Consider the following 21,416-nt stretch of genomic DNA (forward strand, 5'->3'; position numbering starts at 1 on the left):
TTTAAAATCAATACTAGCAAACAACAAATCATTAACAGTTAATTACATTACACACATACGCCGTAATGTAAACCGAGATATTGTGACTTACATTCCGTTATATGCAACGTCACAAAATACGTCCTATGAATGTGTCATAATCTTGAAAATCAGGCGTTATTTTTCAAGGAACATCATGACTGCAACGAACTATCTCAACCAATTAAATCAAGATTATCTTGCGACTCACAAAGCAAAAGAAGACTTCTTTTGGGATACTTACATGGGAATAAGTGATGACCACGATGGGTCAACATTTGCACAAACCCAGTGGACTGAGTTTCTTAGTTCTGCCGAGAAAATTACTGCTATCGAAGCCCAGCTTTCTGCTATCGATGAGATTCAAGACCCCCAAGAAAAAGAGAGTACGCTAACAGGATTGAATGGTTGGCTAGCAACCTTTAAATCTCACGCGATTGAATCTCAACAATCTCAGAAACTGAAAGCTGACCTCATCAAATTCGAAGCGGAAATGTTTGAGAAAAAACAAAATCACATAATGACTTACGTCAATGAGGCGGGTGAAGAAACAGAAGGCTCGTTGCCCGTTCTAGGTTCAACAGTTAGAACCAATAGTACTGAAAAGGTCAGGCTTTCTGCACACCAAACATTGCTCGACTTAGAACAGTGGTTGCTGGTGAATGGTTTCATTGAGCTAATCAAAAAGCGTAATCAATTTGCTCAATCACTGGGTTTTAAAACCTTTTTTGATTACTCAGTGGTGAAAACCGAACAGATGACGACAGAGCAACTGTTTACGATCCTGGACGACTTCGAAGCACGTACGCGTGATAGCCATAAGCAAAGCCTAGTCAATTTGACAGAGCAGAAAGGAGAGAATGCACTTCAAGCCCACAACTTTACCTACTCTTTTGCAGGTGACGTTATGAATGATCTCGATCCTTATGTTCCATTCTCAAAGTCCCTTCGACGCTGGATTGAATCTTTTGGCCGCCTCAACATAGAATACTCTCAAGCTACATTAAAATTGGATCTGCTTGATCGCAAAGGTAAGTACCCTAATGGCTTCTGCCATGGACCTATCCCTTCTTTCTACGATCAAGACACTTGGGTAGCCGCTCAAGTTAACTTCACAAGCAACGCAAAGCCCGATCAAGTTGGCAGCGGTTATGATGGCATCAATACACTATTTCACGAAGGTGGTCACGCTGCGCACTTTGCTAACGTAAAAATGAATGCACCGTGTTTCTCTCAAGAGTTTGCACCAACCTCGATGGCTTATGCCGAAACACAATCCATGTTTTGTGACAGCTTGTTGAATGACGCCGATTGGCTCAAACAATACGCGATCAATGCAGATGGCCAAGCAGTACCAGATGAGTTAATCAAAGCAATCATCGATAACAAACAACCCTTCAGAGCTTATCAAGAACGCAGCATTTTAGTAGTTCCGTATTTCGAGCGAGCACTTTACGAATTGGCGGATGAAGATCTGACACCTGAAAAAATTACAGCTCTTGCTCGTAGCAGTGAGAAAAAGATTCTTGGATTGGCTTGTAGCCCTCGCCCATTAATGGCGATCCCGCACCTATTGTCGGATGAAGCCTCTTGCGCGTATCAAGGTTACCTGTTGGCTCATATGGCGGTGTATCAAACTCGTGCGTATTTCACCGACAAGTTTGGATACTTAACGGATAACCCAGAGATCGGGCCTTTGCTAGCTAAGCACTATTGGCACCAAGGAAATAGCGTGGATCATAATGGGACAATCGAAAACCTGACAGGGGAAGGTTTTAATGCCAAATACCTCGCTGACGAGTGCAACTTATCGCCAGATGAAGCTTGGGGTATTGAGGAGCAAAAAATCAAACAACTGTCGACAAGAGAGCGTGCGCCAGTTGCTGATTTGAATGCGAAGATATCGATCGTTGATGGGACAAGCGAGTTAACGAATAATGACAAATCAAACCATCAGATGTGTGATGAGTTTGAGCAATTCATCGTTGGGCAATACGGGCGATAACTACGACCGATAACAACAGTTGATAGATTGTGTTTGAGCCTCTGTAGCCAAGGTTTAGCCAAAACTAAAACGAAAAAAGGACGATAGTTTATCGTCCTTTTTGTATTCAGCTTTGGCTCTATACCGTGACACATGTCGAGCGAATTTCAGTATCAAACTCAACATCAACAGAATCAGCACTTCGCAATGATTTTCGATGAATGCCAAATACTTGCCCCGTCAAAACAATATAAAACTTCTCTGTTTTGAGTAGATTCCAAGCTTCATCAAGAGATTCAGTATAAACCTTATTCTTGAGATCTTGTGGGCGAGTACCTGCGACTCTTCCATGTTTACGCGCCAATTCAAATAATCCATTACGATTCGGTTTACACGTAAACAGGGTATCATTTCCATAAATAACACCCTTGGCTGTAATGCTTTTAATCATTACATTTCTCCAGATAATAATTCCACTCGTAGCACTTGAGTGACATACCACATGCCGAACTGTGGATGCTTACACTGCAAAAAGAAGAGAGCATGGTGTAACGACCGGGCAAGCTATTACACCATTATCATCAAATGTCTTATAAATTCTTAAACTCTCGCGAGTTCAAGTTCTTAGAAGTAGTAGTATGCAGCAGCGAATACGTGTGTTTCTTCGTCGTATTGCGTGTTACCAGTTGAACGTGCGCCTTCAATGTCTTGCTTGATATCGATACCCATGTCTGCGTTATCGGCAATACGGTACATAGCTGCGACGTTGATGTACGAAGAGTCTACGTCTGATAGATTGTCTTCTTCGTTAGTATTGAAAGCGTAACCTGCTGCGATGGTCAGATCATCACTCAGTGAGTATCCACCAGAGAAGTAGAAACCAGTATTCTTCATTTCATCATCCTGATCGATCCAAGAGTTAAGACCTAACTTCATTGATCCCAACTTCATGCTACCGGTTACAGTGTATACTTCGTAATCTTTCTCATCGTCACGAGCTTCGTAACCTGCGTATACACTAAATACTTCCTGCTCGATACCAACGTAACCGTTCACACCTTTGTCTGCGTCGTTATGATCGTCATCAGTCTCAAAGTAAGAGATTGCGTAAGCAATACCATTAGTTGCACCTTGGAATTTAACTACGTTGAATGCATCAGAAGCATCGCCAGCAGAAGCGCCAAACTCGTAAGTGTTATCGCCAGCGCCATCCACTTTGTCTAGTGCTGTGTCGTTTTCCCAACCGAATGAAGCGATACCGAAACCAGTATCGAAACCTAGCCATGCTTTATCTACATCTGTTGCTGGACCAGTATCGATACCGTTTGTCCAACCAGCTGTTGCTGCGTCATTCGCAGATACGTTGTTGTCTGTCGTGTAGTTCACCATTAAGTCAGTTTCGAAGTAACCAACAATACGGTTGTTACGGTAGTTAACTGCAAGAGTAAGGCCTGTTGCCCAGTCATCGTAAAAAGCTTTAGAGCCAGTATCGTAGTAACCACCAACACCGAAAGAGCCAGATACTGAGAACTGATCTTTATGCATTGGGTTAAAAGCAAACATATCTTCGTTCTGGCTGTTTTGGCTGCTTGTGTTTACAGCAAAAGCTGAACTTGAAATGCTTGCAATCGCAAGTGCTACTAATGTCTTTTTCATGATAACCACTACCTGTATATATTGATTCGGCCTTGTTAGTCCGGCCTTTTGGAGTGGCGCTATTGTTCAAAAAATTACGTTATTGATATACCGTAAATTTACTCAAATTTTATAGCCATGATGAATTAAATTACATAATGATATGTTGATATGGCTTTTATATTGAGAAACGCAAGCCAATCGTAAACCCGATGTCAGTACTGTTGTCCATGTTACGAATGTTTTCAATCATCAAGGCTTCGATGGCGAATTGGTTAAAACGATATCGATAACCCACAACTACTTCATTGGAAGGTTCTGAGAAATCGGGTTCATCCTTTGCCCACCCTTGATAATTTAAAGACTCAAGTAACAAACTGTGCCGAGCGTTAAATACATACTCATACCCCACCGCCCAACTAGCGCTTACATTTTCAAAACTTAAGCCTTCTAAACCAACTAAGTAGTCATCACCGTTACGGTGAACCAAGCCTACCGTAGAAAAAAAGTTATGCCTTGATGTGATATAGCTGTAATTGAGTTGAACGCCTTGTTCGAAGCTTGTTCTGGCAAATTGCCCGCTTCTTACGTTGTTGTAAAACAAAGAGCCACCAGCAGAGAGCGACATTGGCCCCCTAGAATAAAGCAGAATCTCATTGTAGAACGTCAGTGCGTTGGTTAAATCATCACCTTCAAAACCAGACACATGCACACCTGCATTATGAAAATCCATGGTGAACTGATCTTCAGCCACTTGATCGCGACCATTCTGGCCAATGCGAAACAGGTCATGAAACCCCATCACAAAATTGTCTAAACCATTATTTTTTGCAGTCAAAACTCGGTAATCCAGCTCGGATTTCCAGACAGGAGAAGCTTGCCACTGAACAGCAATATTTGACTGGTTCTGATAGTAATCGAGCGAATAGGCACTCGTGTGCGCCCAAATACTAGCCTGAGTATAAGAGGACTTGAATTCAACGGTTCCCGCTCGATTGGGTTGAGCAGAACGAAGTTGTGTTGAAAGTACATTTGAATGAATGGGTGATTGAGCATACACAAACATTGGAGAATTATTTGCGTGTGTAGTCGGATGAAAAAAGCTCAACATCGAGACTGAAATAGGCAGTAATGTCCTTAAACTTATCACAGTGTTTACTCGGCTATAGAAATGCCCGATCTTATTAAAAAACACCGTTCAATTGATGCAGTATATGTACTGCTTATCACTCAACGTTATAGAACTAAGAGTTATAAAAAACTTTAGATTAGAACCTATGATATATATAATAATCTTATCTTGCACTGAGCTACTCGAACGAATATCTTTTGTGCATTGACCAAATGAATGTATCTATAAAGGAAAAATGTGTCTGCTTTAAACCTTAGTTTTGAACAACTGTTAATGAAACAATCGACATCTCTCATTAATAGCGATCCAAAAAACTTTCAAACAACTTGGTCAGAAGCAAGCTTTGATGTACTCGATTGGTTTGGGATTGATCGTTTAACACTTTACCCCAATTCAATGGTCTTACTTGAAGAAGGAAAAACGTGCTCAGTTTCCAAAGCACACATACCTCCTGTTGATATAAAGAGTATGGTCGGTGGTAACTACCTTGATTACCTCAAACTTTTAAAAACCAATGAAACTTATCTCGCTTTTACCAGCAACGAACTCGTTTCAAGCAAAAACTACGTGTTAAAGAAGCTCTATAAAGAAGGGGGAAGGTGGCACTGCATCATTCCTTTGCAGCTGTTTAACCAACGCTGGGGTGCATTGTCTTTTACTAACTTTCACGACAACGACACCACCTTCGCTCTTGAAGACATCCAACGCTTAAAGTTAGTCTGTGAACTTTGGCTCTGTTATTGGCAACATTCAACGTTAGCCAGAACACTCAAACAAAACGAAAACTTATTAGAAGATGACAGTGAGAAGCTATTGTTACTCACCAAAAAACAAACCAAGGTTCTGGCGCTAATTGCTCAAGGCTTTAGTGCAAAAGAGTGTGCTGATAAGCTTCACTTAAGCTCGAGAACCATTGAGTCACACAAATACCGCATGTTAGGTTTGCTGAATCTAAACAGTCACAATGACCTTATTCAATTTGCCTTGCGCAATGGTTTAGGTATTGCAGAGAACGTGCACACGACACGTTAAAACAAGGTTTTCGGTGCCCTTCTTCTGTTTATATTTTAACGTTCGATGTTTCTTGATCTCAACTTTTCTTGAATTCAATTACGCGCGCTACTCATTGCCTTCACTTAGAGCAAATTTGATCTCGTCAGAAGAGAAACCCTTTCGACTTAACATCGCGTAAGCCTTTGAACGTTCCTTGTGATCGTTAAGGTCATAGGATTTTTTCTGCAACTGTTCTAAACAAGAAGAATAAAAATCCAATTGCTCTTCGTTAATTAATCGGTCGATTAACGATGACAACTCACTGGTGTCAATTTGTCGTTGTCTTAGCTCTTGCTGGATAGCGGTCAAGCCTTTGCCTTTACGAGCATACTTGAGCACTTCTTTTTCCAAATCCGCTTTCTCAGCTTTGATTTGGATATTACTCTTCAGTTCATGCGACTGCGTGTGCTGGTCAATCGCGACTTTTACCTGCTGATAACTAAAACCACGCTTTTGCAGTGTCGCAACCAGCTTTTCACGGCTCATGGTAAAGCTGGTGTAATAGTGGTTGATTCGATCTATCAAGATGCTCTGCTCATCAATAGATTTTTCGAAGGACACCTTATGTATGGCATCAGAAATCACTGAATCCGTCAGGCCTTTCTTCTTCAGTTTTTCGACAATGTATCGAGAACCAAATTCACCAGAGAATGCTTGTTCCACGAATTGTTCTGCAAACACTTGGTCAGACTTGAGATACCCAAAGCCTTTCAGAGTACCCAAAATTTCATCGATCCATTCTTGATTGTCGGTTTTCACTTTCAGCTTTGCAATCAGCTCGCTTTCCGTCATATCCCTCTGGGTTAAATGCCACATCGCAGAGTTCATAACGCTTTCAATTCGTGTCGCTTTTCTTACCGTAGTATTTCTAGTATTCGTTTTTTGCTGTGAATCATCCATTCGATTTCAACTGTCCAAACTGAGCCTGCCCCATCATAACGTAATTCTAAGATGGTTGAAGTGAGATAAAAGAATGAAGCTCAATATAATACCAATCGTAGTAAATAACTGTTCACCCTAGCTGGTTAAAACGCTCGATAACGGCGTTAGAACTTTTGATTGTAGAATAACTACTTATCAAAACTTCTCGTCGAAAAGAGCAGCCTTGTTCTCAAGCCTTTTTCCTGCGCTATTTCTGATCACTTACTTACTGTGATTGGTATAAACTGACAGCAAATAAAATGGACGCTTATTCAGCGTCCATTTAATTTCACTTTAAGAAGTCGACGATACGCCGAACTTAGTTCTCTCCGGATTAGCTCTCTTCGTGGTTGTAAACATGCACATCACGTTGAGGGAATGGAATAGTGATGCCTTCTTCATCGAAGCGTTTCTTCACGGTTTCCGTCACATCCCAATACACATCCCAGTAATCGTCTGTTTTAACCCAAGGTCTTACCACGAAATCGACAGATGACGTATTCAAGGTATGAAGCTTGATCATATGTTCTGGCTTTTTAAGTACTAGAGGGTGCGCAATGATGATGTCGTTTAATACCGCTTTCGCTTTATCGATGTCATCGGAATAACCAATGCCAAACACCATGTCCACACGTCTCACACGCTCTGCTGTGATGTTGTTAATAACGTCACCCCAAATCTTGTTGTTCGGGATCACCAAGCGTTGGTTATCGATGGTTTGAATGGTCGTCGACACTAAGCTCATATCTTTTACTGTGCCTTGAACGCCGGCCACTTTAACCATGTCGCCCACATCATAAGGACGATAGATCAAGATCATCAAACCTGACGCAAAGTTAGATAGTGTGTCTTGCAATGCGAAACCAATAATGACACCCGCAACACCGAAACCGGTTAATAGTGGCGCTAACTCAATCCCAATTTGAGACAGAGCGATAAGCAAACCAATAAACACGACCGCTTTAGATGCGATGGATACGAAGAACTCCTGCATCAATACGCTAAAGTCCATTTTAGAGTGCGAGACACTCTTACGAACAGTCTTACGAGCCACGTTAGCAATGAGGCGAGTTACGTATAAAATACCGAGAAACAGAGCGAGTTTAACGATAAATGAAGGCGTGTTGTCAAACGCCCATGAACTGAACGATCGAAGCCAGCTATCCAATAGATCCAGTGCAACATCGACATCCAACACATCGGCGTTAATGTCCCCAGTAGTCGCTAATAGAATGCGCTTATACGAAGTGACATCCACACCAAACGGGGCCATCATAGAGATACTTGTCTCTAGGCTGGCAACCATTACACTGGTTCGTTCGCTGAAACGTATTAACTCAGTTTTTATTGTCGCCTTTTCGTCTTCACTAACAAAAGACAAGCGACGCTCTAGATCTTGACGCTGCGTGTCGGTATACAGGATCGCATTGGTCAGATATTGAGAACGAGAAACCAATGCGGTTTTTAACTGACTTTCCGCAGCCGATACATCAACGCCTCGATCTTTTGACCAACTTAAGGTTTTAGAGAGTTGCTGATAGTAATCATCCATCATTCCGATACGTTTTTGAATCAACAATTCAAGACGCTTTTTTGAATCCCCCTCAGCCGAACGGTTGTCTTTGCTCATAGAGACAATTTTAACTTCGTTCAATGACAGTAAATGTTGTAAAAGCTCTACCTGTTGGGCAAGAACAGCGTCTAAGCCTTCCTTCTTATCGGATGATAATTGGGAGGAAATCTCTTTACGTAGTGCTTGGTTCTTTCGTCTTAATATATCTTCTAGAAACGGCTTCTCAGCATCGTGCGCTGTTTCTAATGTTGTTAGGTCCAGCATTAGCTGGTCTTGTACTTCTGCTATTTTATCGACACTTTGTGCAAAACTCCCTGATGCAACAAACGCCAACATTAAAAATAGACAACGCCAAACCTTTATCATGTTAATTCCTATGAATGTCTAAATTGACCCCTTAAATAGTAGTAAAAAGAATATGGATAACAAGCATTTAAACGTATGTTGTGTTAAAAATTCGCAAAATATCAGTACGTATCTAATATTTGAGAGTTCCAATCCCCTCTTATGATCTGTAGAGTACGCAACCAACAAAGAACAACAGCCAATATCGTCACTTAAGCACATGCACAAAAACGCCTTAAATCCGATGTTAGCTAACAGCAAGAGAGTATAGAAATGAACAACGAACTTGATATTATCGAATCCTTAGAAGAACTAGAAAAGTTCCTAATCTCAGTGGAAGCTGGCGGTTTAGGCCTTGAAGGCGTTGAAGGTGTAGGCATGGCAACCAATAATTCAGATGGTCGTCACTTCGTTGCTGTATTCAACAGCAGCCACAAAGTTCTGCTTGCTCGCTGGATCACCAAAGAAGTGTTTGATAACGGTAAAGATTTAGTACGTAACGGCCCTCGCCGCACTCACTAAGCCTTTCCTAAAGCACCAATGATTAAAGTCCAACACGTTCATATAAGATCTGTTGGGCTTTTTTGTATCACCTCATCGCGAATAAACCACTCGATACAGAATAAATTAGCGATAACTTTCAGTTGTTGTGAACTTTAGCTACAGCTCAATGTCGTATTCGCATGAGTTGGGGGTTATGCGTCGTTTATCGTGTATCTGCAGTTTCCCGCGTTTATATAGTTTCTCTAGTTTATACATGGTTTCACTTTAACAATTTTATGACTTGTGGCGCGAAGAGAACTTATCTAAGCTAGCCACAATTCAATGAGCTCGCTTTAACGACTAACAGATTTGATTACTGACTAATTTGCTGAACACATCGCTGCTTTTCTTATCCACACAGAACCGCCGACAAAAGCATTCGCTTTGGGCGCTCTTCCTTACCGGACTGGTTATCGTAACTTGTCTGGCGAGCACTCTGGCCGTAAAGAAAGTATCGTTATCTGCATCCACTAATAGTCAATCAGCCCTAGTTGGCGCACAAACTCATACAGAGACCAGTAATCCCCAAACCGACATTGCTTCTTCAGAAAAAATGTCGGCTCTATACGCCAGCGTTTTCGGCTTAGAAGCCTCAAAAATGTTAACGTCCCCCAATTCAAGTTCATGCAGCCTGAGTTCGAAAATGCTGACCTTTGCCGCCCCCAAAACCGGTTGGCTGATCCCATTCGTACTTATTATTGCTATTGCGTTTAATTTACCTCCTCACATATCGAGATTATCTAGAGACAATCATCGCTCTACTCGACCGACAAAACACCGACTGCATCTAAAGCACTGTATATTTAGAGAGTAAATAACCGGGCTACTACACCCTTTTATTTATTTTTTGGAGATACATTTGTGTACAACACACTACTAACTAAGTTTGTCGATTCATTGGCATTCTCTATGCGTACATGCGCGAAAACCTTAGTCACTGCCCTTTTGGTTATGACGTCATTTACCGTCTTGTCACAGACTACGGGCTGGCTTAGTGTGCCTGAGCATCCGCCTGTAAAGATGCGAATGATGTCGACGGGTCAACAGTCGGATGACGGCTCTAAGATCCAAACCGTGCTCGATGTCGTGCTCGACGGCGACTGGAAAACCTATTGGCGCAGCCCAGGCGAAGGTGGCATTCCGCCAAGCTGGGACTGGTCTGGTTCAACAAACATTGAGTCAGTAGAGTGGCACTGGCCGATACCTAAGTACTACGAGCAGCTAGACGTAATGACGTTGGGCTACAAAAAGCACGTCAGCTTTCCGGTCACACTCACACTGAAAGACAACACTAAGCCAGCCATATTCAAGGCATCGTTCACCTTTCCGTCGTGCACTAATATCTGTGTGTTAACCGATTACGACATCGAACTGCCGATTGACCCACAAACCTTAGCGCTCGATGAAGAAGCCATGTTCTTGTTCAACCAAGGGATGAGCCAATCTCCACGAGAAGCTAACCACACTTCGGTCAATGGTCTATTTTGGGACAAGAGCAAGCAGCAACTGGTCACTCAGCTGACAAGTAAAGATGGCTGGGATAAACCGATGGTGTTGATTGACGGGCAAGAAGTAATTGATGACTTTTTCTCTCAACCAAGCGTCCACATCACAGACAATACAATGACGGCTGTATTTGATGTGAGCAACTGGATCGGTGAAGTCGACCTAACGGACCGCACCGTTAGCGTCACGGTTTCAGATACCAACTTTGCTGAAGAAATGACTGCTCAAGTTGGCTCAGAGCCTATTGCCTATCAATCAAGTAACACCAGCTTTATTGCGATGATTGGCTTTGCTTTAATTGGTGGCTTGATCCTCAACATCATGCCATGTGTGTTGCCAGTATTAGGAATGAAATTAAACAGCATCATTCAAAACCAAGGTGCATCTAATCGTCATATTCGACTCTCATTCTTAGCTTCTGCTTCAGGTGTCATTACATCATTTGCGCTGTTAGCCCTAGGTATGACCGCTCTAAAAATGGGTGGTAATGCGATTGGTTGGGGAATCCAGTTCCAAAATGTTTGGTTCATCGGGTTCATGCTGATCATTACTTTGCTGTTCTCAATTAACCTGCTTGGGTTATTCGAATTCAGACTACCATCAGGTTTAAACACTTGGATGGCAACCAAAGGCGATGACTCACATTCAGGCCACTTTGTTCAAGGTATGTTTGCGACGCTACTAGCAACGCCATGTAGTGCGCCATTCCTAGGAACCGCTGTCGCGTATGCACTTGGAGCAAGCTATCAAGAGTTATGGGCTATCTTCATCGCGCTTGGTATCGGTATGAGTGCGCCTTGGTTGATCTTTGCGCTATTCCCAAGCCTAACCAAATTGCTTCCAAAGCCTGGGGCGTGGATGTTCAAAGTTAAGCTGGTATTTGGCTTAATGATGTTCATCACCAGCCTATGGCTAACAAGCCTCCTTAGCTCATTCATTGGTAAATTCCCAACCATATTGTTGTCACTGTTTATCGTGATTTCAGTACTGGTTTGGATTGGTATGAAACTGGGTCGTAAAGTACTCATACCTATCATGGCAACCACAACCTTGGTGCTTGGTGCTGCATTGATCGTCGGTAGTGTCACCGCTGATAACTGGGCAACTCCGATTGTTGACGATCTCGCTTGGCAAAAGCTGGATGCGAAGCAAATCCCTCAGCTCGTTGATGAAGGCAAAACGGTGTTTGTTGATGTAACTGCTGATTGGTGTATCACTTGTAAAGCCAACAAGATCGGCGTCATCCTTCAAGACCCTGTCTACAGCCACCTACAGCAAGAAGACATTGTGTTGATGAAAGGTGATTGGACAACACCAAGTGAAAGTGTCACTCAATACTTACAAAGTAATGGGCGATTTGGTGTGCCATTTAATATCGTGTATGGCCCAAGCTATAAAAGCGGTATTCCACTGCCCGTGATTCTGGACAGTGACACTGTCGTTCAAGCCATCGATGCTGCGAGATAAGTGATGAAGACTCCCAACAATGAAGAGAAGCCTAACACTACCAAAGACCAGCCTGTAAAGGGTGAGGCTAAAAAGCCAAGTCGTCTTAAGAAGTGGGGAAAGGAACTTGTCTCAATGATACTGATCGTTGGCATGGTTTCGTTTGCTATGGATTTTTATCACAGCAGAAGCATGCCTCAAGGAGATGCGATTCCAATCGTAGGTCAATCACTCCAAGGTGAGGATATTGATGTTATCGAGCTAAGCAAAAATGGTAAGCCAGTCATTGTCTATTTTTGGGCGACTTGGTGTGGTGCCTGCAAATTTGTAAGCCCAACCGTCAATAGCTTCAGCGATTCCCATCAGGTGGTTTCGATCGCTCTATCGTCTGGTCCAGACGAACGTGTCCAGCGCTACTTGGATGCAAAAGAGTATGACTTCCCTGTTATCAATGATCTCTCTGGATCAATCAGCAGAACTTGGGGCGTTAATGTCACTCCAAGCATCGTCATCATCAAAGACGAAAAGATCAGCAGTATCGCAACAGGCGTTACTTCTCCTATAGGGCTGTGGTTAAGAACCTACTTTGCCTAACTCGCTCACAAAGAAAAACAGAGCAAAGATAAGTGAATAAACCGACTCAGCCAGTTTAACAAACAATATTAATGTGAGCGCAACCCAATAAGCGCTCACGATTATCACGAATTAGAGAAAAGACAATATGAAAAAGCATCTGATAAGCGCACTGATTTTAGGCTCACTAATGAGTACTAATGCCTTCGCAGAATTAAACGAAGAACAAACTCAACAACTTGAAGAAATTAATCAATTTCTGAAGGAGAATCCTTCTACGATTTCAGGGCTGCATACCAGTTTAGAGCAGTACGTAGCAGGTCAAGAACAGGCGAAGAAAGCCCAAGCGAAAAGCCATGATTGGTTATACAACAATGACGCTCACCCAATCACCGGAAACACAGATGGCAAGTCGGTCATTATTAACTTCACCGACTACAACTGCCCTTTCTGTAAACGCTTAGAAAAAGGCTTAGTTAAACTTGCCTCTGAAAATAGTGACATTAAGGTTATTAATGTGTACTTATCGTTTAAGCAGCAACAGGTTTCGGGCCTAAATACCAACGCAGCGCTATACGCGATGAAAGTATGGAAAGACAACCCAGAAGCGTTCCCTGAAGTAGACCGACTATTGATGGCAAAAAGCGGTAGCCACACAAAATCGTCACTGCAAGCCGTAGCTAAGAAGACGGGAACAGAAGCGCAACTAGACACCACTACAGAACAAAGCAACACGCTAATGACCAACCACCAAACTTTTAGCGCGCTGGGGTTAACTGGCACACCAACATTAATGATGAACGGACAGGTCTTACCGGGTTATGTACCTTACGACCGATTAAAAGAAATCGTGGACGACACTTTTTAATCAAGTCTAAATAGAGACAAAGGCTAAAAAGAGAAATGAATAAAAAGCCGACGAACGTAACTCGCAGTCGGCTTTTTGATGAGCTTAAGATAATGTTTTCAGTATTATGTTGGAAACAGAAAAGTAGTCGAAGTGTCACTATCTTGCAATGGATTCTTAATCTAACCTCGCTACTCTAAAAGGAGTTATCTCGATGAGTCCAAGACGTGCTTACTCTAGACAACTGTCCTTTGACCGAGCCTCGCTCGGTCTTTTTTTACGTGTTTTAGATAGCGGCACAGTGTATTAACACGGAAACGTCCAACCGACTGAGCCTAACTTAACAAGCGACAAACAAGTGCACCCGGCTCCCTTAACGCATCCACGTTATAACTGAGTACTCGCCCAGCAGACGGTGCATGATAACGGCGACATTCATTGCCGAACGCATCATATTGGATGGCTAGCAAATCATCTTGTTCCACACTTTGCAGGAGTTCGACCTGAGGCAGAACAAAACCACCAATGTCGGCACGAATAGACGCCACGTTGTTGCCTTCAATCCAATCGATACTCGGCAATTGGACTTTCTCTGGGTTATTTATGTCAATCTCGAACATTTCATAATAAGACAGCATGTTAAAAACACCGTCTACCGCTCGTTGAATCATGTCTGGCTGAGTAAATTTCCCCATCCCAACTTCCACCGTGATGCTCGGAATTCCACTTCGATTCCAAACCGTTTCTAAGATACCTGGATCGCCAGGGTCATTCAGAACACAATCGGGCTGCATCAACCTCGCCATCTCCAAACATTGTTCAATTCGGTAGTCAGCAAATACATAAAGTGGGTATACCGCGCCACGAGTTTGGGTATGCAGATCAACAGCAAATGTCGCGTTGTGTTTGAGTAAGCGATCCCACAGAGATGCGACGAATCGCTCCGCGGCTAAGCCGTGTGCATCACCTGGAAAGAGTCGATTAAGATTGGCAGGACAAGAGCCCGGATCCGAAGAGATGAAATCACGGCTATGGTTCAGCAAACCAGACAAATTGACAGTAGGCACGATCGTTACCGTGCCTTTGAGAGTTTTACCGACTAAGTCTCGGATAATTTGCTGCGCAGCCAACACTCCGTTTAGCTCATCACCGTGAATACCGGCGGTGATCATCAACTTAGGACCTTCTTGACTGCCTTTGAAAACAGAAACCGGCATATTCTTAGGTTGCCCTAGCCCATCACTGGTGACTTGAAACCAAAACTGGTGCTCTCCAACGGGTAGGTCTTCAACATTCAAGGAGCCAATAACCTGCCTGCCTTGTAAAACATCGCCTAAGTACTCTGTTTTCATCCAACTACTCCATCTTGTTGAGCAAAATCTATTCTCTTGTAAGTTTTTGCATCATAGAGGATATCTTAACCAGTACAAGCAGTTAATCAGATTAACAAGCCCTCAAGCGCTCCCAAAATTCACCAGCACCGACATCAGTGGTTCCGAGATAAAACTTGTGAATGTGACCTTTGAAATACACACAATTTGTATATCTATTCACAGAACACTCAGTCGCATTAAATAAAAATGCAATAAAATCAACACGTAAAAAGTTCCCTATTCACGAAAATGTAATTTTATGGAAATGAAAGCTTAATTTATCTTCTCTAAATTAGCTTCATATCGAAACGGAGAGCACATTGCTCACGGATTTTAAAATACAAGGTAAGTGATTATGAAAAAGGCAGTTCTAGCTTCTGCAGTAGTAGCAGCACTAGTTTCAGGTTCATCTCTAGCAGCAACAGTTTACAGCTCTGATGGTACAGAACTTAAGATTGGTGGTCGTGCGGAATTCCGTGGTGACTTCATTGGCTCTGGTGACAGTAATACGGGTGGCGTTAGCGAAGTTGAAGGTTCAATGAAAGATAAAACTCGCTTTCGTCTAAACCTGGGTGGTGAGACACAACTTACAGACACTATGTCTGCATTTGGTTTCTACGAAGCTGAACAAGGCTCTGGTGATAGTAAGTTCGGCAATCGTTACATGTACGCTGGTGTTGATTTCGATGGCCAAGCCGTTTCTGTCGGTCGCCAAGACATGGCTTCAGTCATCGTATCTGACTTTACGGATATCACTGAGTTCTCTGGTGTTCAGCAAGTAATCGATGCTGCTTCTGACAAAGAAGATAGCGTATTTGCATACCGCGGTGGCTTTGATGCACTTCAATTAGAAGCAACTTACCAAGCAAATAGTGCAAAAGACACAGATGGCTACGGCATTGCTGGTGTTTACTCACTACCATTCGGTCTAGACCTTGGTCTTGCATACTCTGGTGAAGACCTAGGTGCTGGTGCAGGTAGTGCAAACCAAATCCTAGCGGGTCTAGCGTACTCTTTAGATAACCTATACCTTGCTGCAACATACTCAACGGGTGACCTCGACGATAAAGCGGTTGGTGCTGATACTGAGTCATTCACTGCAATGGAGCTTGCTGCACAGTACAAATTCACAAAACAGCTTTCTGCTGCTGTAGTGTACACGTACCAAGAAGACGAGGCCGCGAACGGTTCTAAATCTGATGCTCTGGACGGCGTTGAAATTGCGGGTTACTACAAATTCAATGGCAACTTCCGCACTTACCTTTCGTACTACCTAAATGGCCTAGACGAAACGAAAGTGGCTAACGTAGTAACTGTCGAGCAAGAAGATATTCTTCGCCTGGGTGTACGCTACGACTTCTAATCTAAATCGACTTTAGATACAGACTAAAAAGGTTGAGCAATAGCTCAACCTTTTTTCATATTCAAATATTCTGATTAACTTCATCAATGCTTTTTCTGGTTAAGTGGTGCTAAATCCGTATCATAGGTGAACCACATCAAATAATTAGAAGCATCATGTCACAACACCATCCGATCCAAGGCGCTAGCTGGATGCTAACCGCAGGCCTAGCCTTTGCCGTTATTAACAGCCTAACTCAAATTGCTAGCATTCATTTCGGACTTACTTCTACCACCGTTGCCGTCATTCAATACGCCGTCGCGTTGTTCGCTATTCTTCCTTACCTAAAAACGCTGGGCATTCGCCGTGCGCTAAAAACCGACAACTTAAAGTTGCACGTATTCCGCGTCTTCTTATCGGTTATTGGTATTCAACTTTGGATATGGGCGCTGGCTTACCCTGTTCCTATTTGGCAAGGCATTGCCCTTCTCATGACGTCGCCATTGTTTGCAACCATAGGTTCAGGGTTATTTCTCAAAGAGAAAGTTGGGGCAGCTCGCTGGGGCGCGACTTTAGCAGGCTTCGTGGGTGCGATGGTTATTTTGGAACCATGGGCTGAAGACTTTAACTGGGCAACACTGTTACCCGTTGGTGCGGCGTTCTTCTGGGCATGCTACTCACTCATGGTGAAAAAACTCTCTTCGCAAGACAGTCCTTCAACCATGGTGGTTTATCTTCTGCTATTAATCACGCCATTTAACATCCTGCTTGCCGCGCCAGATTGGCAGACGCCAAGCGGCGGTACAATTTGGGCTATCTTGATTGTTATCGGTGTTATGACGGCACTCGCTCAATGGGCGATTGTAAAAGCCTACTCGGTCGCTGATGCTTCGTTTGTTCAACCGTTTGACCACGCGAAATTACCGCTAAATGTTTTAGCAGGTTGGATTGTATTTAGTTGGGTTCCACCGGGTCGTTTATGGCTAGGTGCTGCTATTATTATTGCGTCAGTTGCATTTATAACGCACTGGGAAACCAAAAAACCTTCGAAAGTGAAGAAAGTTTCAGGTTGATGAAATAAATAGTTCGACTGTCCGTTCTATATGGATAAGAGAATTCAAACGAGGCCGTAACCATGAAGAAACCAGTCAAGATTACACTATACCGTTGGGCAGGCAGCTGGGGTCCATTTAAAGTCAACATCCCATGTGGGGAATGTACCCTTACCAAAGACATTCTGAAGGATACTTTTGAGAATGAACTAGCCGATGTCGATGTCGAACTAGAGGTGAAAGATTGGTTGTCTCACTGGTGGGAGCCGCTAAAACTAGGCTCTTGGCATGCCCCGATCCTTGTTGTTGAAGGCAAAGTAGTAAGCCAAGGCGAAGCACTCAATCGCGGAGTGTTGGTTCAATCGGTGATTAAAGAGTGGACCAAAAGAGACAGCCTAAAAGGCAACATCGTTTATGGTAAGGCGACCTGCCCATTCTGTGTTAAAGCTAAAAAGATGCTTGATGAAGCGGGGGTCGAATATACCTATCACGATGTCGTAAAAGACAGCGCCGCTTTGTATCGCATGATACCAGAGGTAAAAGCGCACATTGGTGAAAAAACACCCGTGACTGTTCCTCAGATCTGGCTTGATGGTAAGTACATCGGTGGCGCCGACAACTTAGAAGCGTGGATGAAAGAGAATGGCTTAGATAGCATCCCTAATAATGTGGTCGACTTATCCAATCAATCTGCTGGCTGAATTCATTAAGAGCCATTAGTCAGAAGTTTAATTAGTGTTTTTTGTGTCCATCCACAACAAAACAGAGCGATATAAGTCATCAATCGCTAAAACGAAAAAGGCCTTAAACTTCAATAAGTTTAAGGCCTTTTAAAAATCCGTTTTGGAAAATGCTTACTTAGCCATTTTCTTCATCATTCGCTTGAAGAATGAAACTTTTTTTGGCTTTGAAGTGCCGTACAATGCTTCGTGCATCATGTTTTTTGCTGCCATTTGGCCAAGGTATGCGTGGCCTAGTTCGTAATTCATGCTTATCTCCGCACATCATCTACTTTTCTTGTGTGCGGATTCTACACGTAAAACCCTCAAAAACAAGACATATGTCACACTTTAGTGTAATTCTAATGATTTAATTGTAATTAACCTACTTCTGGCTCTGCGAAAATCAGAATGATATATGTATATCAATAAGTTAACCTCAAGTTTGATTTAACCTTCATACTTCATTCCTAATAACAATCCAAGACATTGACATTGACATTGGTTTAGACACTTATAAAAAAAGCAGCTCAAGAGAGCTGCTTTCTAAAATACTTTATTGAGAAACCTAGCCGCGCTTTGGCTGTCTGTAAGTTTTACCGGCAATTTGGTATGTGTCTTTTTGCTTTAATTCAAACATCGTTTCAAAGAACCAAGCTGCAAATTTGATTAAGTCATCGCCTTCATTCATGACATGCTCGATGTACTCTTGCTCTTCGCCTTGTTCATTTTCTTGAAGCGTCACATGGTAAATACGCTTTTCGCCTTCCACTTCAGCTAGTGCGAATTGACCAGTCAGTGATGCAGCAGCCTCAGCGACTTCTGTATCCTCATTGGATTTCAATAGCTCAAGCGCTTGAGGTAAGCCATCTAGTGCGCAGATAGCTTTTACCAGTACTTCAAATTCATTTTGCTGCATTTTGTTTTTACCTATTCAATGGACCGAAGCATTGTAGAAAACCATCAGCACAAATACAACGTATTAACGATAGTGCATTAGACGATAGTGCATTTAGCATTTAGCTATATTCCACTTCAACAGCATCGCCTTTCTTGTTCATTTTGATTGAAAACCAAAGCACTCCCCCCATAGTTGCGCCAATAATGAGATAGAACACGCCTAATTGTAGATGAGTCGTGACCCAACTCTCTACTAGATACCCACCCAATAGACCCGCTAAACACATCTGAATTGAACCCGACAACGCAGATACTGCACCCGCTTGTTTCTTATGAGGTTCTAATAGCATGCTGATTGATAGTGGGAACGAGATGCCTTGTGCTATCGCCAACCAAGTAAATGCCAAAACTAAGTTAAAGATGGATAACTCATGAGTAAGAAGCCAAGTTCCCGATGCCAAAATAATTAAGATAGCTAGGCTCATCAGTTGAGGCGTACTAAACCGACGATTGAGCAAGTTTAAAGCGACGCTACCTATCAGTAAGCCTGCCGAAGGAACAATCATCAATGAGCCATATTCAGCGGCGGTCAACCCCAATTGCTCTTGCATTAAGAATGGAAACAACGACAACGAAACCAAACTCGCCATATAGCTCATCCAGTTATAACTGGCACTGGTCAACACTTGGCGATTGGTCAACAAGCGCCCGTAGTTCTTCACCACCTGGCAAGCATTAAAGCGGCTCTTTCCGTATGGCAAAGTTTCATGAAGAACAAAGTAACCCAGCGTAAATATCGCTAATAAGTACAATAAAACGAACAGGAACACCGCTTGCCAACCGAGGTGAAATGAAATCCAACCACCGAATACTGGCGCAATGATCGGCATAATCGAAGCGGTGATCGAGATATAGGACAACGCTTTAGTAAGCTGCGAACCATCATAGCTGTCACGAAGCACACTTCGCCCAAGAACCGAGGCACTACCCGCTCCTAAACCTTGCAGCAAGCGACCCACTTCTAGCGCTGTCATATTGTCAGAAAACACAACACAAACGACTGTACCAATCAAATAAACACCCTGACCTAACAAGAAAATAGGTCTTCTTCCCACCGCATCGGACATCGGTCCGTAAAATAGCTGAGACAAGCCAAAACCCACCAGAAACAGCGTGACGAGCAGCTGTACATCTACTTGAGTCGCACTTAAGTCAGAAGCAATTAACGGCAATGCTGGCAAATAGATGCTCACACCTACTTGTCCCGTAGCAATAATCATCATAGCTAAGAGTAACGGCGTTTTTTTAAAGGTCGATTGGCTCAAAAAATTCCCTATTCGTTTGATATTTGCTCATTAGATGAGTTTACATTCAAAACCAATAATTGATAATTAGCTAAATTGGAATTTTATTAAGTCCTAACGGGAAATAATATGGATTGGATTCTTAACGTAAAAAGCTACGTCAGAGTAGTCGAAGAAGGTAGCTTCAATGGTGCTGCTCGAAAACTTAACACCACCAGCTCAGCGATCAGTAAAAGAGTAAACTGGTTAGAAGAGCGCATCGGCACTCAACTATTAAAGCGCACCACGCGCTCAATTAGCCAAACAGAAGCCGGCGCGCTCTTTTACCTGCGAGCCAAAGATCAGCTTGATAATTGGCAGTCCATTATTGATGAGACTCGCTCGGTAAACCAAACCCCAGCAGGCCTATTAAAAATAGGCGCAACGATTGCGGTTGGCTCTAAGTTTCTCGTGCAATACATGGACGACTTCTTAGAAAAGTATCCGGACATCAAGGTGCAGCTAATCACGACCACGTCAGGACAATTGCCTGAACTTAGCTTAGATCTGGTGATCAGCCGTGAACTGGAGCAACTCAACTCTTTAAGCTTCAAGAAAACACCACTATTTGAACACAAAGCCAGCTTCTATGCGGCGCCAAGCTATTTGGCTAAACATGGTTACCCCACCAACGAGCAAGACTTAGAACAACACAATTCTTTGATTTGGGGGGAACGCCCTATCCGTGAAGTTACACTCACCAAAGGGCAACGCATCACTCTCAATGGTAACTTTGCCACCACTAACCCAGAGGCCTTGTTTCATGCAGCAAAGAGAGGAATGGGCATACTGTTAACCATCAAAGCGATGATCAAAGAGGATCTAAAACAAGGGACCTTAGTTCCAGTATTGCCAAATATTACTGCCGATGAAGTGATGGTTTACGCGTACTACCCTAAGCTTGATTACTCGCATACGCGAACCAAGCTTTTTTTGGACCATCTGAAAGATAGACTAAACAAAGAGCGTGGCACGCAAGCTCTGTGAAATAAGTCACATTTTAATTTGAAAAGTTATACAACACGGCCAATAATAAACTTGACGCATATAGATTATACGAGTTCGCACATATACAAGATAATACGTATACAGCTTACACAGTGAATCTGGT

18 protein-coding genes are annotated in these 21,416 nt (G+C 42.9%); 10 read left to right on the plus strand and 8 right to left on the minus strand.

What is annotated here, in order from left to right; translation table 11 throughout:
- Positions 1-175: 175 nt before the first annotated feature.
- Positions 176-2,023 carry a M3 family oligoendopeptidase gene (locus tag ITG09_19920; protein ID UPR53659.1) on the plus strand — a complete coding sequence of 616 codons (1,848 nt, stop codon included), beginning with the start codon at positions 176-178 and terminating at the stop codon, positions 2,021-2,023.
- Positions 2,024-2,141: 118 nt separating this feature from the next.
- On the opposite strand, the gene ITG09_19925 is transcribed toward ITG09_19920, so the two are convergent.
- The 3 genes from ITG09_19925 to ITG09_19935 all read right to left on the minus strand — a co-directional run bounded on the left by ITG09_19925 (position 2,142) and on the right by ITG09_19935 (position 4,832).
- Positions 2,142-2,453 carry a hypothetical protein gene (locus ITG09_19925; protein UPR53660.1) on the minus strand — a complete coding sequence of 104 codons (312 nt, stop codon included), beginning with the start codon at positions 2,451-2,453 and terminating at the stop codon, positions 2,142-2,144.
- A 173-nt stretch (positions 2,454-2,626) separates the two neighbouring features.
- The gene (locus ITG09_19930) at positions 2,627-3,658 is read right to left on the minus strand and encodes a porin (protein ID UPR53661.1); all 1,032 of its coding nucleotides are present in this window, start codon (positions 3,656-3,658) and stop codon (positions 2,627-2,629) included.
- Between the two features lie 157 nt (positions 3,659-3,815).
- The gene (locus ITG09_19935; protein UPR53662.1) at positions 3,816-4,832 is read right to left on the minus strand and encodes a DUF3187 family protein; all 1,017 of its coding nucleotides are present in this window, start codon (positions 4,830-4,832) and stop codon (positions 3,816-3,818) included.
- 174 nt (positions 4,833-5,006) lie between these two features.
- On the opposite strand from ITG09_19935, the gene ITG09_19940 reads away from it, so the two are divergent.
- Positions 5,007-5,801, plus strand: a complete 795-nt coding sequence (locus ITG09_19940; GenBank protein UPR53663.1) for a response regulator transcription factor — start codon at positions 5,007-5,009, stop codon at positions 5,799-5,801.
- Positions 5,802-5,888: 87 nt separating this feature from the next.
- On the opposite strand, the gene ITG09_19945 is transcribed toward ITG09_19940, so the two are convergent.
- On the minus strand, positions 5,889-6,722 hold the full coding sequence (locus ITG09_19945) for a RecX family transcriptional regulator (protein ID UPR53664.1): 834 nt from the start codon (positions 6,720-6,722) through the stop codon (positions 5,889-5,891).
- A 355-nt stretch (positions 6,723-7,077) separates the two neighbouring features.
- Positions 7,078-8,682, minus strand: a complete 1,605-nt coding sequence (locus ITG09_19950; protein ID UPR53665.1) for a mechanosensitive ion channel family protein — start codon at positions 8,680-8,682, stop codon at positions 7,078-7,080.
- Positions 8,683-8,934: 252 nt separating this feature from the next.
- Here ITG09_19950 and ITG09_19955 point away from each other — a divergent pair, with 252 nt between their 5' ends.
- From ITG09_19955 to ITG09_19970, 4 genes are all read left to right on the plus strand, one after another.
- Positions 8,935-9,183, plus strand: coding sequence for a hypothetical protein (locus ITG09_19955; GenBank protein ID UPR53666.1), 249 nt, complete (start codon positions 8,935-8,937; stop codon positions 9,181-9,183).
- Between the two features lie 930 nt (positions 9,184-10,113).
- Positions 10,114-12,177, plus strand: a complete 2,064-nt coding sequence (locus ITG09_19960; GenBank protein UPR55223.1) for a thioredoxin family protein — start codon at positions 10,114-10,116, stop codon at positions 12,175-12,177.
- Positions 12,178-12,180: 3 nt separating this feature from the next.
- Positions 12,181-12,750, plus strand: coding sequence for a protein disulfide oxidoreductase (locus ITG09_19965; GenBank protein ID UPR53667.1), 570 nt, complete (start codon positions 12,181-12,183; stop codon positions 12,748-12,750).
- 127 nt (positions 12,751-12,877) lie between these two features.
- Positions 12,878-13,597 (plus strand): DsbA family protein, encoded by a 720-nt coding sequence (locus tag ITG09_19970; protein UPR53668.1) that lies wholly within the window; start codon positions 12,878-12,880, stop codon positions 13,595-13,597.
- A gap of 314 nt (positions 13,598-13,911) precedes the next feature.
- Here the strand turns inward: ITG09_19970 and ITG09_19975 are convergent, their stop codons facing one another.
- Positions 13,912-14,928, minus strand: coding sequence for a succinylglutamate desuccinylase/aspartoacylase family protein (locus ITG09_19975; protein UPR53669.1), 1,017 nt, complete (start codon positions 14,926-14,928; stop codon positions 13,912-13,914).
- Between the two features lie 376 nt (positions 14,929-15,304).
- On the opposite strand from ITG09_19975, the gene ITG09_19980 reads away from it, so the two are divergent.
- The 3 genes from ITG09_19980 to ITG09_19990 all read left to right on the plus strand — a co-directional run bounded on the left by ITG09_19980 (position 15,305) and on the right by ITG09_19990 (position 18,044).
- Positions 15,305-16,312, plus strand: a complete 1,008-nt coding sequence (locus ITG09_19980; GenBank protein UPR53670.1) for a porin — start codon at positions 15,305-15,307, stop codon at positions 16,310-16,312.
- Positions 16,313-16,467: 155 nt separating this feature from the next.
- Positions 16,468-17,364 (plus strand): DMT family transporter, encoded by an 897-nt coding sequence (locus tag ITG09_19985; GenBank protein UPR53671.1) that lies wholly within the window; start codon positions 16,468-16,470, stop codon positions 17,362-17,364.
- A gap of 62 nt (positions 17,365-17,426) precedes the next feature.
- Positions 17,427-18,044, plus strand: coding sequence for a glutaredoxin (locus ITG09_19990; protein ID UPR53672.1), 618 nt, complete (start codon positions 17,427-17,429; stop codon positions 18,042-18,044).
- A gap of 586 nt (positions 18,045-18,630) precedes the next feature.
- Here the strand turns inward: ITG09_19990 and ITG09_19995 are convergent.
- Positions 18,631-18,981 (minus strand): hypothetical protein, encoded by a 351-nt coding sequence (locus ITG09_19995; GenBank protein UPR53673.1) that lies wholly within the window; start codon positions 18,979-18,981, stop codon positions 18,631-18,633.
- A gap of 100 nt (positions 18,982-19,081) precedes the next feature.
- Positions 19,082-20,287 (minus strand): multidrug effflux MFS transporter, encoded by a 1,206-nt coding sequence (locus ITG09_20000; GenBank protein UPR53674.1) that lies wholly within the window; start codon positions 20,285-20,287, stop codon positions 19,082-19,084.
- 108 nt (positions 20,288-20,395) lie between these two features.
- Here ITG09_20000 and ITG09_20005 point away from each other — a divergent pair, with 108 nt between their 5' ends.
- Complete coding sequence (locus ITG09_20005; GenBank protein ID UPR53675.1) at positions 20,396-21,292, plus strand: LysR family transcriptional regulator; 897 nt, start codon at positions 20,396-20,398, stop codon at positions 21,290-21,292.
- Positions 21,293-21,416: the final 124 nt, after the last annotated feature.

Origin of the sequence: Vibrio cyclitrophicus, assembly GCA_023206055.1 — a bacterium.
Classification (GTDB): Bacteria; Pseudomonadota; Gammaproteobacteria; order Enterobacterales; family Vibrionaceae; genus Vibrio; species Vibrio cyclitrophicus_A.

What these genes read in the sequence shown, in the direction of transcription:
- ITG09_19920 (UPR53659.1), top strand. Translation starts at nt 176, where the DNA reads ATGACTGCAACGAACTATCTCAACCAATTAAATCAAGATTATCTTGCG.
- ITG09_19925 (UPR53660.1), bottom strand. Translation starts at nt 2,453, where the DNA reads ATGATTAAAAGCATTACAGCCAAGGGTGTTATTTATGGAAATGATACC.
- ITG09_19930 (UPR53661.1), bottom strand. Translation starts at nt 3,658, where the DNA reads ATGAAAAAGACATTAGTAGCACTTGCGATTGCAAGCATTTCAAGTTCA.
- ITG09_19945 (UPR53664.1), bottom strand. Translation starts at nt 6,722, where the DNA reads ATGGATGATTCACAGCAAAAAACGAATACTAGAAATACTACGGTAAGA.
- ITG09_19950 (UPR53665.1), bottom strand. Translation starts at nt 8,682, where the DNA reads ATGATAAAGGTTTGGCGTTGTCTATTTTTAATGTTGGCGTTTGTTGCA.
- ITG09_19955 (UPR53666.1), top strand. Translation starts at nt 8,935, where the DNA reads ATGAACAACGAACTTGATATTATCGAATCCTTAGAAGAACTAGAAAAG.
- ITG09_19960 (UPR55223.1), top strand. Translation starts at nt 10,114, where the DNA reads ATGCGTACATGCGCGAAAACCTTAGTCACTGCCCTTTTGGTTATGACG.
- ITG09_19965 (UPR53667.1), top strand. Translation starts at nt 12,181, where the DNA reads ATGAAGACTCCCAACAATGAAGAGAAGCCTAACACTACCAAAGACCAG.
- ITG09_19970 (UPR53668.1), top strand. Translation starts at nt 12,878, where the DNA reads ATGAAAAAGCATCTGATAAGCGCACTGATTTTAGGCTCACTAATGAGT.
- ITG09_19975 (UPR53669.1), bottom strand. Translation starts at nt 14,928, where the DNA reads ATGAAAACAGAGTACTTAGGCGATGTTTTACAAGGCAGGCAGGTTATT.
- ITG09_19980 (UPR53670.1), top strand. Translation starts at nt 15,305, where the DNA reads ATGAAAAAGGCAGTTCTAGCTTCTGCAGTAGTAGCAGCACTAGTTTCA.
- ITG09_19985 (UPR53671.1), top strand. Translation starts at nt 16,468, where the DNA reads ATGTCACAACACCATCCGATCCAAGGCGCTAGCTGGATGCTAACCGCA.
- ITG09_19990 (UPR53672.1), top strand. Translation starts at nt 17,427, where the DNA reads ATGAAGAAACCAGTCAAGATTACACTATACCGTTGGGCAGGCAGCTGG.
- ITG09_19995 (UPR53673.1), bottom strand. Translation starts at nt 18,981, where the DNA reads ATGCAGCAAAATGAATTTGAAGTACTGGTAAAAGCTATCTGCGCACTA.
- ITG09_20005 (UPR53675.1), top strand. Translation starts at nt 20,396, where the DNA reads ATGGATTGGATTCTTAACGTAAAAAGCTACGTCAGAGTAGTCGAAGAA.